This window comes from Ferrimonas kyonanensis DSM 18153 (assembly GCF_000425405.1).
In the GTDB taxonomy this organism is placed as follows: Bacteria; Pseudomonadota; Gammaproteobacteria; order Enterobacterales; family Shewanellaceae; genus Ferrimonas; species Ferrimonas kyonanensis.
Map to the genome: position 1 here is coordinate 24,314 of NZ_AUDJ01000041.1, position 13,539 is coordinate 37,852.

Here is a 13,539-nt window from a genome sequence, read left to right on the forward strand (position 1 = left end):
GCTAGCGTTAGCCTGGCCAGCAGAATAGTCGCTGTCGAGAGCTACTGTCAGCGTTATACCGATTCCATACCAAATCAGTCTGTTAGGTCGGGTTAGTCGAGGTCATTTTGGGAGTGAACCGAAAGGGCAGCAGAATGTAGTCGAAACCCAGGGGTAGGCTACAAAGCGTAACCCTTCGGATGTCTGTAACGGTTGAGCCCACCGGTGGATAACTAGGAACCTAGTGCTACATAGCGATCCCAAAACACTTCAAAACGATCCGGAATTGCTACCTCGCGATCCCGATCCACTACTCGGCGATCCCACTTTTCTACATGACGATCCCTAACCGCTACAACTAGATCCAAGATCGCATGAAAAAGCTTTATAAATCTTGGTCTTAGTAAATGCCTAACCTTCTTAATCTTACTAACCCATTTAACTAAATACTAATCTTGTTTAACTGCCTGTGGACTGTGCATAACCCCTTCGGGGTTCTACACGGAGCCCACAAGCACAAATCATTTTTTTCTTTATGTTTATAAACAAGGAGTATCCAAGGAATTGATGAGAAAACAGACAATTTGCCACATTTTTTTAAAGTACGCAAAATGCTGACGCTCTAACCATAGAAGTTTGCTGGAGCACGATTTTTTTGATCTTATCATAAAAACGTGTATGCTAGATTTATCTCTACATTACAGGGCTCTGCATTATGCAATCGTTCATGGATCGCGCTCACCGGCTAGCAAACCGTGCTGAAAATAAGCTCACTAGCATGAGTGAACAGATCAGCAAGGCAAAGGTAGAAGCTGATCTAGTCGGTTATCGGCGCACCGTCAGTAAATCAGGCTTGTATAAGTATCCCGGCATGACCAGGAAGCGTATTGATGAAGCAGTATCCACCATGGAAAGTGAAGGATATCAATTCAACAAGATTGCCGCGGGTAAAGGTGAACGCTACGCCATGACCCTAGAGAACATCACGGCGATCTATGAGCATGTTGAGCATCCTAAATATCGCGATAAACGCGACAGTGGCTTCGTCATCTTCGTGGAGTCTCTGAAAGGCGGCGTCAGTAAATCGGTTTCCACGGTTACCTTGGCTCAAGCCATGAGAGCTCATCCGGATCTGCTGATGCACGATCTGCGCATTTTGGTGGTAGATCTGGATCCACAGGCTTCTGCCACCATGTTCTTGCGCCATGAACACTCCATTGGCCAAGTAGATGACACCACTGCTCAGGCCATGCTTCAGCAAGCAGATAAAGAGACCTTGCTTAAAGAGTTTGTGTTTGAAAGCTCAGTACCTGGGGTTCACGTGATGCCCTCATCCATTGATGACCGCTTCCTAGCGGCCAGCTGGAATGAACTGTGCGCAGAGTACCTGCCTGAGCAGAACCCCAATGCGGTGCTTAAAGAGAACGTTATCGATCTTCTACGTGATGAATTTGATTTTATCCTGGTTGACACAGGACCTCATCTTGATGCGTTTCTGATGAACTCACTGTATGCCGCAGATCTGCTGCTTACGCCAGTGCCCCCGGCACAAGTAGATTTTCACTCCACCCTGAAATACTTGTCCCGCTTACCCGGCCTGTATGAAGAACTGGAAGAGAGTGGCCTTGAGGTTCAAACCATGGCGCATCTGGGTTACATGGCCAAGATCCAGAAGAACAAGCGTGATCACGCCGAGTGCCACTCTTTGGCCAAAGAGGTGTTTGGGGGGGATATGCTGGATATGTCATTGCCCCGCCTAGATGGCTTCGAACGGGTCGGCGAGTCCTACGATACCGTGATAAGTGCTGATCCCCTGTCCTACCCGGGTTCGGAGACGGCGTTGAAGAATGCCCGCGAAGCAGCAGAAGACTTTGCCCGATGCGTGTTTGATCGTATCGAGTTTATCCGTACCGACAACGAACAACAGTAGGTAACAACATGGCTAGAAAACGTGCACCCATTGGCCGTAGCGCAACGGCAAGACCATCCCCAGTTGTTGCCGATGAAATCCAGAGCCTCCCTTTCGAGGTAACCGATCAACAAAGAGATGCATATAAAGCCGGTATCAAGGCCCTAGGTGACCTTGCCAAGTTCGCTGTAGGCTTCGGCAACCCGATCATCGGTGAGCATCACCAGTACCCGACGATTCGCCTTAAGCTGGATCATAAGGTCACTGCTAAGCGTACCGTGATCAACCCTTTGACTAACTCTCGGGATCAGGAAAGCTTGAACATCGAGCTCCTGGGCCATATCAGCGGCAATTGGACCGGCGTCAACAGCACTCCTGCTATTGCACGGTTTGTGGATGACAACATCGAAGTGCTGGCAGGCTCCTGCCGTCGCCTGGTGGCCATCGAGCTGGAAGGCGGCTACTTGGTAGACGTTGGCTTTGAAGTGCCTGAGACAGAGGCCCGCTTTGCCGCCAACAGCGCCGAAAGCCAGATGCAACAATCTGCTTGGGAGCGAGGTAACGTTGCCCTGCAAATGGAACAGCGTGACAATGTGTCACGTAAAGAGATCGCCAAGCGCCTAAATACCGATGCCGGCGACCTGTCAAAGATGATGAACGCCGTGGAGCAGTTGGAACTGGAGTCCAATCTCAAGACTCAGTTTGCCGGTTATCGAGGGCTTGGAATTGCCGCCCTGTCCACTTTGGGCAAGGCCGTTGCACCGATTGCGGCTGATAACCGCGCCAAGACCAAGTTTTACGCTGAGCTGTCGAAGCTCACCTCTGGCGATAACTACGCTCAGCTGGCTTCAGAGAAGCGCCCAGCTGCCCTGGTGAAGCTGTGCAGGGCCGCCTCGGATGTGGCGCGTGGTAAGGCCAAGCCTGCCAAGCAGCCGCCGGTGACCACCCATATTGCGGGCGATACCGCTCGCAAGAAGGCGGCTATCTGGATGGTGAGTGATGCAGCCAAGCGCAGCGTGACTATCAATGCCACTAAGTTGACCGCAGAGCAGGTGGAGAAGCTCACCGGCTTGATGCGCGAGTTTGGCGCCGACAACCTGTAGTTTTTGGTTGGAAAAAGAGGGAGTTTCCGACACGTTTTTTCTGTCGCAAGTTATTGAAAGCAAATGAAACATCCCTCGAAATTGGAGGCTCCAATATACAAGGTTTTCAGCCACATAAAGCCCGCGTAATGCGGGCTTTTCTGTTCTTCAGCTTGGGCCACCGCCCTACCCTGCCGCGGCGTCCTGCTTCGCTTTTTGCTGTGACAGAAGTACCCCAAGTGTTGGTGAATAATAGAGAATCGAACTAAGAGGCAAGTATTTAAGCCTCAGTCCCAATTCTAAGCCATGGCAAGGACAAGAAGCACCTGACAGTAATCTATCCAGCGTGGTCATCGGCAGTTTCAATGAACCTACTCATTTGAACTCCCTGAGGATAGTAAAAAGGGCGTCACAAGCACCTCTTTTACCACCACTTTCGTAAGCGGTCGACATACAATCGACAGTTAGGAATCGACACAGTACCTTGTTGCCATGCAGATTTTGGGATTGCTTTGAAAGAATTGGCGATACTCAGCAAAGAGGTTGCAACCGGAGTTTTGTAGCGCTTTGAAAAGCGCTCATAACCTCCGGCAGACTGATGATTACCATCAGGGTCATACCACTCAGATTCTTTCACATAGAGCTTATGTGCAGCAAAGTGGACTGGTAGCAAAAGGTCTTCTTGATACCAATAGTATACTCGTCCAAAGTAGGCGGCGTGACACCACTTCTCCCAAGCTTTGGGGCTGCATTGTTTGTTGTCGATTTGCTTTTTCACGGTACTGTCATGGAGACCAATCCAAAGAACGTAGATGCCTAGTTTCGAGTATTCCTCGGAGCGCTGGGTAATGTTATTGACTGAGAGGTTGCTCCGCTGCACCTCGATTGCGACTGGGACATTGTCGATAAGGCAGTACACATCAGCGACAACTGGGCCAAAGTCCTTCTCTAGCTCTAACGCTTGCACGTTGGGCTTAGTCTTTAGGGCACTGTAAATGCTCATCTTACAGTTACGGTGTGCCTCGGTCTCCCCTTTGCCGTGGGAGCACATGGCCGGGGGCTTATGCGCAAAGTGATGGATCTTGATCTTCCCTTTTCTTATTACGACCTCTTGTCGGCACTTTGGACAAAGAAAGGGGCCGTGGGATTTATCGCTTGTTAAGGCGAAAACCTTTTCGTTGCTATTTGCACGAATACTGCAGAGCATGCCGAACTCCTGTTGTTGTTTTGTGCAGCTATGGCCAGGGCTGATGAGCAAACACTCTTGTCTGCGGGAGTGCTTGTTTAGGGGGCCGGCTTACTGAAAACCGATATTGTCTTTTCGATCGAACTTCCGGCGCGTTGAGTTGACTTCTGTGTGGTGCTTCCCACGTGTAAGGAGCTTTGACCAGAACTCGTCATCAAAAGTGCCATTCAGGTACAAGTAACGGCAGATGTGAACCAAGTCCCAGCGATTCCATCCGGATCCGGGAACGCGAACCTTGTACTGGTTTTCAAGTTTGTAAAATGTAGGGACGGCATCATCCAGCCAGCACTGATCGAGGTTCTGAATTACATCGTTAACCTTTTCTTTAGTAATCAGAAATTGGTTTGCGTAGTGCTCGTGCTGCATGCGTGGAACTGAGTCGTCGCCGTCTTGCATTACTGGGTAAACGCATTTATCCCAAGCATAGAGATAAGCATCGGTGTATTCGCCATGATGCATCCCGAGGCTCAGTACCTGTAGGCGTTACTGGGTAAACATTGCGGCCATGATCATCTTAGTTGCTTTGCTATTCATTATCGTTCCTCGCGTGCGAGTTCTGCTGCGATCTCGCTGAAATGCACATAATTGCTTGCTAGGTGGCCGTAGTTGATCCAAGCGTCATGTTCATCCAGCGCCGCTTGATTCCGTCCCCAGTAGTCGCGCATTTTCTCGATGGCCCTGAAATAGGTTTTAGCTCGTACTCCCAAGTATTGAAGTGGCCGGCCACTTCCAGTTCCTTTCGAAATAAGCAAAATTGCTTCTCGATGATATTGAGCCCTAGCTGAGTAGCTGCATGGACATTGCTCTCGGTCTGGCTTTCTGGGCCAATAGCGTTCCGGAGTTTCTCGAATTGATAAGAGAAATTCTGAAACTCGGGTGCGGTGATTGAATCGAACATATTGCCTCCCTGAACTTCTACACACTAGACATGGGGGACGACTGTCGAAAAATCAAGCACAATTTTGATTTTTAAAGCGATTATAGTTTCAATACGGTACTTTATTGCTCATGTATGGAATGCGGTGGTGGCGGTTACAGTTCAAAATGAGTTTTTATCTGTGTAAGGTCTATGATCTATACGTACGTGACCTCCCTACTAATCCGACATGAAACTTTATTACTCTCCTACATTTTGGTGCGTTGAAATGATGCGTAAAGTTGGAGATCAGAAGCAGTAGCTATTGGCTAGAAAAAGTGGCAGTTTCCGACACGTTTTTTTCACTGTAAGCCTTTGATTTACTATGGTGTATGCCTCAAAATTGGAGGCTCCAATATACAGCAATTTGGAGCCTTATTCAGCACACTATATGCGGACGCTATTGTTCTTATGGAGCAGATAACTGCCCTCCCCTGCCCCCACAATTGCCTCTTTGAATTAAAAAAGATCACCCTATACCGTGGCCTGTAGATTGACTCCAACCTTCAGCTGCAGGGCTCTCTCTACACGTTTGAGTTTGGAGCTCAAGCAGTGAATCGAGCCAAACCCATCAAGTTGATCTGTACTCTTAGGGGAAGTGATGCCTACAACGCTGACTAGAATAAGTGGGAACACATTATCGGGTTCTCGTCGGTAACAGATCTCGGATTGAATTAGGGTGTGGATCTAGATATATGCTTTGGATAGTAGAGGTTTTTAGTCACGTGCCCTCCTCCACTTTGTACTAGGTAGCTGCCTTATGTGCTGGTACAGGCGAGGCGCCGGTAAGGCAGCCGAAGGGCACTACCGGATCAGCTGCCCAGGATCCAGAAGATCCGGCACTACAGTCCAGTCGAGCACATGGCGAGCGTGGCCGGCCTCGGTCAGGACCGCGACAAACTCACGCAGCTCCTCCCCCCAGGACGGTACCCGCTTGCGGCCAAAAGGGATCAGGCTACCGTCCTCCCCATAGCGGTATAGGTTGGCATGACCGTTCGAGACACTCATGGCATTGACGGTGGCCAGTTGTCCGATGGGACACACGTACGACTCGGCTACCGAGCTCTGCGGATGCTTTAGGTAGGACAGGCGCCACTGCTGAAACGGAAGACCTGAGGTGAAGGCCTTGCTCTTGAGCGCCTGGTACTCCTCCTGGGACAAGGCCGCCGCCACCACCGGGATGGAGCGTGCCTCGGCCAGGTCATGCAGAATCCGGTGGCGCTGCTGCAGGTTACCAGGTGAAAGCTCCTGGTTCAGTGCCACCACATCGATCAGGGTGAGCCCCTCATCACTGAGTACCGCCTCCACAATCAGGTTCTGGTACAAAACCGGGTCCACCATGGACAGTAAGGTGGTCTTAAGCTCCGGCGCCAGCTCCACAGGCGCCTTAATGCGGTCACAGGCGGTGACAGTCTGACGCAGGAAATCGATGCAGATCATGACACCGTGGCCATCCGGTACTGCCATGGCGGTGAAGCGGCCATCTTCAAACATCTGGTCAAGCTGGCACAGGCCAAGAGAGGTCAGCTTGCTCAACTGAGTATTTTCCAGGGTTCGGAACGGCAATGGCTCGTTGACATCCATCACCAGCTCAAAGCCCTCCAGGTTGGTTTCAAGGTTGATGCAGTGATCCACTTTCCCCAAAGCATGGGTGAGGCTGTGACAGTCCTCATCGTAGGAATACTGTTTGCCTTTCTCGTTATGGTGCCAGGTGATCACAGCCTCGATGTCTTCGGATTGGCACTTAATCTCCGCTGAGCGGACATCCTGGCCGCCCCTTCGATTGTTCTTGGTCATCATGATGGTTCTAACGACCCGTTGACGGCATTTCATTGGGATTTCTCCTTTATGCAGAGCGGCGATTAGAAGCCACTCCAGTTGATTTGGGTCACTTCTTCCTCGGTATGAGGGGCACTGTCTACCATCACCGGCATGGCCTTGTGGGCGGACTGATTGGCCTGTTGACGCTTGGCGTCCAGCTTGACGCTGGCACCGGCGATCAGGGCTTGCAGCGGCGAAGGGCTGCCAGCGACATGGCGCTTGTTGCCCACGGCCTTCATCACCTTTTCATTGGCGCTGGCGCTATCAAACTCCTCAAAATGGCGATGGTGAAAGTGCACCAGATTCATCAGGTGCTCAAAAGCATCACTGCGCTCCTCTGAGCTGTAGGAGTAGGGCTGCCACTGGGGGATGGCCCGACGAACACAGGAGCCAAGGGCATACTCTGCTTGATCGTGAAGCGGTAAAAATCCACCAAACAGCTTCTCTCGGGCGTCCACGAGGGCGCTGGAGAGCTGGTCAACGGTCATCAGCGTGGTGTGGATCAAGCCTTCCGCAGTGGCGATGGTGACGAAGGCGCAGCGCAGCTCCCCTCTGTCCTGTTGGCTTGGTCGCCAGTACACCCGCTCATTACGGCTTTTGAAACGAAAGTCATCGTTGCTGAACACGAGATTGGCCTCGGCCTTCTCGATAAATCCTGAGTCGATGGCCCGTCGTAGCATGAACGTGTAGTTGAGCATCGGTACCGCTTCGGGGAAGCGAGTCTGGTGGTTCACCTTAGGCAGCAAGACCACCCCTTTACCCAGATCATCCAGAGCGCCCAGTTCGTAAAGCTCCTCCAGTGCCAAGGAGACTGATTCAGCGGTGACGTCTTTTAGGCCAATACAATCTGTGCCTTTGTCATAGGCGTCATTAAACATTGGTTCTAGCGACTTCAGCACCGCTGCATAAGTATCGGGGAAACGTTCGGCGATAGCTTGACTGTATGCGGTTGGGATCATCGGGTATCTCCTTATTCGTTGCTGACACCTACGATAACTACGGGCGAAATCGGCGCTACTGGTAGCTCACGGCAGTGGTGGCGGACTCCAGCTGAGCCTGTGTCATCCCCACAGCTTCAAGCTCGCTGTACCAGGCGTTGAAGGCGTAACGCCAGCACGTCTTCTGATACATCATCTCCATGTAAGGACCGCACCAGGTGTTGTTGCTGCCCCCGGCGTTCAGCCCGTTGCTGGCGGCCTCAAGCAGCACCTCTTTGGGCACCAGCAGGGTTTTCACCATGCCGCCAGGCTGGTGAGCGACCACATAGCCGCACTTGAGTCGACCGCGCTCATGGTTAGGCCGTCCGTCGTGCTCATGGACCGGAAGCTGGGTGCCAGAGCGGTAGGTGAAGGTATCCTCCTCGAACACCAGATCGGCGTGGCCGCCAATCATAAAGCCGGTGCGGCAGGCGAGGGCAATCATGCCCTTGTAGCCGACGTACAGGATGGTGATGGTTCTACCGCTCTGTACGTCCTTCTGTCCCATCAGGTAGATGTGTTTCTTGCGTGGGTCGAAGCTCAGCCCCAGACGGGCGGCCTCGCAGAACGCCTGCATGATGGAGCCTGGCTCAGAGCAGGTGAGATCCAGATTCTGATACCGGGAGGCTTCAATCTGCTGGTGGGCCCAGCCAGCTTCAAGGCCGTAGTTGAGATTAAAGCCGCCGTTTTGGGTCAGGTCTATGTAGGTCTCTCGGCTGTCCTTAAGGGCAGTGACAAAATCCGGCTCGTTAATCATCTGGTTCATGATGCGTCTCCCTTACAACATGATGGTGGTGACGGTGCCCTTGGGGGTGTAGCCGTCAAAGACTTGGGTTTCCAGAGCGCTGGCGAACTGCGGTAGCATGGCGTGGTACTCGGCCTCGGCTTTTTTCACCGACAGTGGGTGCAGGTCGTACACCTCGCAAATATCGGCTGCTTCGAACTCGACGTAGCAAAAGGCGAACAGCGCTAATGGCACACCACACAGGCTGGCAACGTAGCTGTAGTGAACCTGTTGCAGGTCGTAGCGCAGGTCCCGCATCTGGAAAAACACTTTGCGATCCGAGGCATCGGCAGCGGTTTTTACATCCGTGGCGAACCGGCGCTTGTCCAGCCAGTCGAAGCGACACTTAAGCATCAGCCCGGTCTTGGGGCAGCGTGCAATGAAGCTCACCTCGGCAAAACCCATGCTGTGGTCGATGAGGAAGGTGGCCGCTGGCTCCGCTTGCACTGTTTTGGTGGCTCGTGTGGCCTTCTGGAACACCACCTTATCCACCACTTGCAGCCCCTTGGCCTTGGCATATTCCTCCTGCTGGGCTTGCAACACAGCGAGAATCTTGACGTTGGGATCCGCATTGAGCAGACGCTTGGCCAGTTCCTCCTTGGTGCCACTGACGGCTAGTCCCAACTCCTCACACTTTTTCTTGAGATCCGCCTGTGTCACCAAACAGCCGTCCACATCATCTGCCTCGATGCGAGGGGTAAACTGGCTATCCACATTGTGTGGCTCAAGGATCATGGCATGGGTGACTGAGCCCGTATCGAAGGTGCGTTGCTGCACCTTGGTGATTGCCTTCTTTAGTTCGGTATACACATACTCACGGGCGTAGTGAGCGCCAGATTTGGCGAACTTCTTGAAACCGGTTGAGGAGTGCGCCTTGAGCGAGTGGTAGACCTCGTTGGGCATATCGAAGTAGATGCCCTCTATCAAATCACCGTCTTCATCTAAGAAGTTTGGGTCGCCGCAGTCGTCATAAGCGGGCTTTGCCATGTTCCACCACTCAATGCTGGTATCGACATTGGCGATGCCAGCGATGGGGTTGGGGTCAACTAGCGTGACACTCGGCATAGCAGTCATAACGATACTCTCCATGGCTTCGATGGTGTCAGTATCCCAACTGGCCAAAGGGGCGCTACTGGCGGGGCCGGACAATAGGGTAGGGCGGTCACAACCAAATACTGGCTATGCGACTGCTGGAATCTGTCGCTACACTTTGACGATTCCCCTTTCTGGTATGTTGGGTGAGATTATGTGTGGGCAGCACCCGTTGTGGCTATGGATGCGCCGCGCTTCAAACCGTGTGCCATACACGTCTTAACGATTTCGTAGAATCTCTTCTTGAAACCCCAGCTGTTACCAATTTGTATGGAATGGACACCAGAATTCGCAAGGAGCGACTCATGACCATGAATCTGAAATCTATCTTCCTCCTGGCTGCCGTGGTTTTACTCATGGCCGGTTGTGCGAGCTCGCCAGAGCAAGAAGCCCGCAAACAGATCGCCAAAGAAAACGCGGAACGTATCGAGCGCCAGCAGGATCAGGCTGAGCAGCGACTGGGTGACCTGCCTGATTGGGTGACCCGGGTTCCAGTGCCTGACGCTAACGGCTACTACGGTGTGGGCAGCGGTATCAGCAATGACCTGGTGTGGGCGGCTCGAAAAGCTCGCCAAGAGTCCACCTTCACCGCGCTGCAGACCATGCGTAACGAAATGTCCGGTTTCGAGCGCACCTTCATCCGTGATGCCGCCGCCGGTGAGACCATGCAGCAGAGCGAACTGGTTATCGACTCCATCGTGGACCGGGTGAAGATCAGCGGCGCTACCATCATCGATACCTACACCATGGTGGTGGATGGCAAATACGAGGTGTACACCCTGGCGATGCTGCCCATTGACGCCCTGGACGCGGCCTTTGCCGAATCCAAGGCCTCTGCACGCACCTCTGAGGCTGCCGCTAAGTTTGCTGAGCTGGAGGCTCGTCTCGATAAGCGCCGTGCTGAGCGCCTGCAGGAGCAGACCCTAGAGCCCCAACACAGCAATAATAGGAGGTTAAGCGAGGCCCAGGCCGAAGCTATAAAGGGGGCGGATACGCTGACTTATACTGAAGATCTTTCTGGGCGCAACGCCTCTATGGCCAATACCCGCAAGCAGTAGGGGATGAGCCACTGGGCGCCCGATAGGGCAGGGGAGGGCCGCACACCTGGTCCTTTTCCCGTGGAACTTGTTTTGACGCGCCTTTGCCGCGAGCAGCGCGAAGTCATCATTCTGTAGCACCTCGACTCCACTAGAGCGACTGAGCTCTATAAGATAGCAGGAGGGGGGCCGACTGTTTTTGCCTTCCTGGTTCACTTCTGCGGCCGGGGTGTCCCCTTTAGTGGGCCTGGTGAGCACGCCAGTTTGCTAAGGGGGGGAAGTGGGGTTGAAATACGAGGGCATTAACAGCCTTACTGGGCCGGGCGCGCAGGTTAAGTACAGCAGGGAAGAGGCGCATTTACGGTCTTGATGGATATCAACCTGAGGCACGGGCTCAGCGTGGATGCGGTTTGTTAGAGGAGCAGTGACTGATGCGCAGGGGTGGATGTGTTGCTTTATAAGTCCGGTGGGCTGATTCATTCAACCACTACAGATGGACCTGTACATCCGCCGAGTTGGCAGTCGGGCTTTGTCGAACTGCTGGTAAAGGCGTTTGATATTGCTTATGAGCAAAGGGTAAACCCCAAAGGGTGATGTACCAATTAGACTAGGGAGTCCAATACAGCAGCCGGCAGTGGCCCCATCAATAGAATGATGGGGTTACTCCTGTTCAAGCCGATATTCAGCCTGAGTTCCTGTCTTGAATTAGTTGGCGACTATAAGACAGGGGTTTAAAGCGTTTAGAAAGCACTAGTCGGGTACGCTTTGGGGCTACTGGGGATTATCCTAAATGCATGACGGTAGGTCTCGACTCCCATCACAGTTGTAAAGCCCTTTTCACCTACATATACAGCATACATTTCTGAAGGTGCAGCACCTTTCATTCTGCTACCTGTATGATGAGTCAGAGCAATCTCAGAGTTGCTGTAACTTCCTCCATTAAATAGCCCTACATCTCCAACCATCTGATGCAAGGTGTAACCAGACAGGTTGTACATATAACCTTTAGTGTAGGAGCTGTTCGAGGACAACAGTCCAGCGTAATGAGTTCCACTTGCGGCTTTCATTAGTGGGCCGTAATAATCCCACCAGCGTTTGTGTGACTTTTGCGCAAACTGATTACAACTATCTTTGACTTCATCATACCTTTCCCAGTCAATGGGTATTAGATAGGTATTTTTTGAACGCATCTCATACAGCTTAATAGATTGACCCCATATATCCTTTTTGAGCTGCCAACTGCCGAACTTGACGGAGCCCATGCTCCTTTTCTGCCTGCATTTACCACTCTTTGATTCACTGGGATAAAACTGATAGGCCACCGTTGTTAAGTCACTAGTCACCACCAAACTGAACTCATTTGTAATGGCAGTAGTAGAGCTTTCTAGTTGGATAGGCTCTGCTTGCGTAGGGGACGCAATTAAATATTGAGCAATTTTTCTATCTCGCTCGTTTTGTTCTTTCTTTGCTCGTTCATCCTTCCACTTATCGTGCTTAAGCTCAACTTGGTCTATGTAGAGTTTCCCGTTATACGTGCAGCCTGTCAGAAACAACGCTGCAACAACTGAGGTTATGGCGATTCTCAACATGTAGATTCCTTAACTATGGTATTATTTTACTTAAATAGCTTGCTTATTGAGGAATGTTATTTGCGTCATAAGTCATTATTTCAGAGGTCCCATTCAAGCGGATATTGATTTTTTGTTCGTTAATGACATAGTAGATAGCTCTATCCCATTGTGTGTCTCTCCATCGCCCTACGGAGTCATCATCATTCCAAGAAGCCCAAATAACCTGTCCTCCTTTGACTTTGCATTTATAGCCCCACCAACTGTTATCATCGGGGCGACGATATGATATGAAATAGTCATTTCGAACCACTCGCTCTGTTAACATTGTTGACGGAGAACGCCCCATATCTGCCCCAATGCCTGCCTTACATATCTGACTATCAGTGATTCCAGCTTGAGCACTGGTTGTCAGTGCCATAAGGAAAAATACTATAAAACTTGAAATCAACTTCTTCATATGCACCTGATAAATAATAACTTTAATGATTACCTTTCAAGTTTATCCATGCGAATCATCCTCGTCCATCTATCAGGGTAAGCAACCGCCATAAACGGGATTCACGCAATAGAGTTGTGATCTGAGTACCCAAAATGAGTTTGCTAGACTGCTTCCCAATCCACCTTACGTGCGCCTTGCTAAAGTATCATTAGTTTTGACCTGTAGCCTCTGCGCAGCAATGAATATAGGCATCCAACTGGTTTAAATTACAAAAAATCTTCACTTACTGTGTAAGAAAAGCGTATTCAATTTTTTCTCTCTGATTTGAGTATGCCCAAATGAAATGATGAATTAAGACGATTCAATCGCATCCATTTCATAGCCGCCGCGTGTCGAAATCGCCATGCTCTCTCACAATATTAAAAAAGATTTTGAGGCCAATGCTGTCAATTAAAAGCCAGCAACACCACCTCAACAAATTTATTCGGATGGCCTGTGTACCGTTATTACTGCAGCTTCCTCATCAGAAAATCGATAATAGCTTATTTTTTCAGCGACTGCTGTTTCTGCGTAGGTGAGCCTGGCTGCTGTTTTGCCCATGCCATGCAGCAAAACGATGACCCTTACCGCTTCATTCTGTGGGAGCAATACCACGATAGTGAAGCTCAACAAGCACACTTCCTGGC

12 protein-coding genes and 1 pseudogene are annotated in these 13,539 nt (G+C 51.2%); 4 read left to right on the plus strand and 9 right to left on the minus strand.

The genetic code is table 11. The annotated features are described in order from the left end of the window. Window positions 1-706: 706 nt before the first annotated feature. Window positions 707-1,909: an AAA family ATPase gene (locus H598_RS0112650; RefSeq protein WP_156897032.1), complete on the plus strand. Its 1,203-nt coding sequence runs from the start codon at window positions 707-709 to the stop codon at window positions 1,907-1,909. A 296-nt stretch (window positions 1,910-2,205) separates the two neighbouring features. Beyond that, on the plus strand, window positions 2,206-2,991 hold the full coding sequence (locus tag H598_RS0112660; protein ID WP_156897033.1) for a hypothetical protein: 786 nt from the start codon (window positions 2,206-2,208) through the stop codon (window positions 2,989-2,991). 403 nt (window positions 2,992-3,394) lie between these two features. On the opposite strand, the gene H598_RS0112665 is transcribed toward H598_RS0112660, so the two are convergent. The 7 genes from H598_RS0112665 to H598_RS0112695 all read right to left on the minus strand — a co-directional run bounded on the left by H598_RS0112665 (window position 3,395) and on the right by H598_RS0112695 (window position 9,788). Next, window positions 3,395-4,177 (minus strand): competence protein CoiA, encoded by a 783-nt coding sequence (locus H598_RS0112665; protein ID WP_028113349.1) that lies wholly within the window; start codon window positions 4,175-4,177, stop codon window positions 3,395-3,397. A gap of 90 nt (window positions 4,178-4,267) precedes the next feature. Next, on the minus strand, window positions 4,268-4,675 hold the full coding sequence (locus tag H598_RS24225; RefSeq protein WP_051252704.1) for a hypothetical protein: 408 nt from the start codon (window positions 4,673-4,675) through the stop codon (window positions 4,268-4,270). Window positions 4,676-4,808: 133 nt separating this feature from the next. Next, window positions 4,809-5,114, minus strand: coding sequence for a hypothetical protein (locus H598_RS24230; RefSeq protein WP_051252705.1), 306 nt, complete (start codon window positions 5,112-5,114; stop codon window positions 4,809-4,811). An 822-nt stretch (window positions 5,115-5,936) separates the two neighbouring features. Continuing rightward, window positions 5,937-6,965 carry a hypothetical protein gene (locus tag H598_RS0112680; protein ID WP_028113350.1) on the minus strand — a complete coding sequence of 343 codons (1,029 nt, stop codon included), beginning with the start codon at window positions 6,963-6,965 and terminating at the stop codon, window positions 5,937-5,939. A gap of 29 nt (window positions 6,966-6,994) precedes the next feature. Further along, the gene (locus tag H598_RS0112685; RefSeq protein ID WP_028113351.1) at window positions 6,995-7,912 is read right to left on the minus strand and encodes a recombinase RecT; all 918 of its coding nucleotides are present in this window, start codon (window positions 7,910-7,912) and stop codon (window positions 6,995-6,997) included. Window positions 7,913-7,967: 55 nt separating this feature from the next. Continuing rightward, the gene (locus H598_RS0112690) at window positions 7,968-8,696 is read right to left on the minus strand and encodes a recombinase RecT (protein WP_028113352.1); all 729 of its coding nucleotides are present in this window, start codon (window positions 8,694-8,696) and stop codon (window positions 7,968-7,970) included. 12 nt (window positions 8,697-8,708) lie between these two features. Continuing rightward, window positions 8,709-9,788 (minus strand): SAP domain-containing protein, encoded by a 1,080-nt coding sequence (locus tag H598_RS0112695; RefSeq protein ID WP_169629268.1) that lies wholly within the window; start codon window positions 9,786-9,788, stop codon window positions 8,709-8,711. A 323-nt stretch (window positions 9,789-10,111) separates the two neighbouring features. On the opposite strand from H598_RS0112695, the gene H598_RS0112700 reads away from it, so the two are divergent. Next, window positions 10,112-10,864 carry an LPP20 family lipoprotein gene (locus H598_RS0112700; protein WP_028113354.1) on the plus strand — a complete coding sequence of 251 codons (753 nt, stop codon included), beginning with the start codon at window positions 10,112-10,114 and terminating at the stop codon, window positions 10,862-10,864. A 719-nt stretch (window positions 10,865-11,583) separates the two neighbouring features. On the opposite strand, the gene H598_RS0112705 is transcribed toward H598_RS0112700, so the two are convergent. Beyond that, window positions 11,584-12,432, minus strand: a complete 849-nt coding sequence (locus tag H598_RS0112705) for a hypothetical protein (protein ID WP_028113355.1) — start codon at window positions 12,430-12,432, stop codon at window positions 11,584-11,586. 43 nt (window positions 12,433-12,475) lie between these two features. Further along, complete coding sequence (locus H598_RS26545) at window positions 12,476-12,871, minus strand: hypothetical protein (protein ID WP_156897034.1); 396 nt, start codon at window positions 12,869-12,871, stop codon at window positions 12,476-12,478. A 585-nt stretch (window positions 12,872-13,456) separates the two neighbouring features. On the opposite strand from H598_RS26545, the pseudogene H598_RS27190 reads away from it, so the two are divergent. Next, window positions 13,457-13,539: pseudogene (locus H598_RS27190) on the plus strand (putative quinol monooxygenase); the annotation flags it as partial.

Bases quoted from the DNA above. Each gene is read 5' to 3' on its own strand.
- H598_RS0112680 (WP_028113350.1), bottom strand. From the start codon at position 6,965: ATGAAATGCCGTCAACGGGTCGTTAGAACCATCATGATGACCAAGAAC.
- H598_RS24230 (WP_051252705.1), bottom strand. From the start codon at position 5,114: ATGTTCGATTCAATCACCGCACCCGAGTTTCAGAATTTCTCTTATCAA.
- H598_RS0112690 (WP_028113352.1), bottom strand. From the start codon at position 8,696: ATGAACCAGATGATTAACGAGCCGGATTTTGTCACTGCCCTTAAGGAC.
- H598_RS0112700 (WP_028113354.1), top strand. From the start codon at position 10,112: ATGACCATGAATCTGAAATCTATCTTCCTCCTGGCTGCCGTGGTTTTA.
- H598_RS0112695 (WP_169629268.1), bottom strand. From the start codon at position 9,788: ATGACTGCTATGCCGAGTGTCACGCTAGTTGACCCCAACCCCATCGCT.
- H598_RS26545 (WP_156897034.1), bottom strand. From the start codon at position 12,871: ATGAAGAAGTTGATTTCAAGTTTTATAGTATTTTTCCTTATGGCACTG.
- H598_RS0112650 (WP_156897032.1), top strand. From the start codon at position 707: ATGGATCGCGCTCACCGGCTAGCAAACCGTGCTGAAAATAAGCTCACT.
- H598_RS0112685 (WP_028113351.1), bottom strand. From the start codon at position 7,912: ATGATCCCAACCGCATACAGTCAAGCTATCGCCGAACGTTTCCCCGAT.
- H598_RS0112705 (WP_028113355.1), bottom strand. From the start codon at position 12,432: ATGTTGAGAATCGCCATAACCTCAGTTGTTGCAGCGTTGTTTCTGACA.
- H598_RS24225 (WP_051252704.1), bottom strand. From the start codon at position 4,675: ATGCATCATGGCGAATACACCGATGCTTATCTCTATGCTTGGGATAAA.
- H598_RS0112665 (WP_028113349.1), bottom strand. From the start codon at position 4,177: ATGCTCTGCAGTATTCGTGCAAATAGCAACGAAAAGGTTTTCGCCTTA.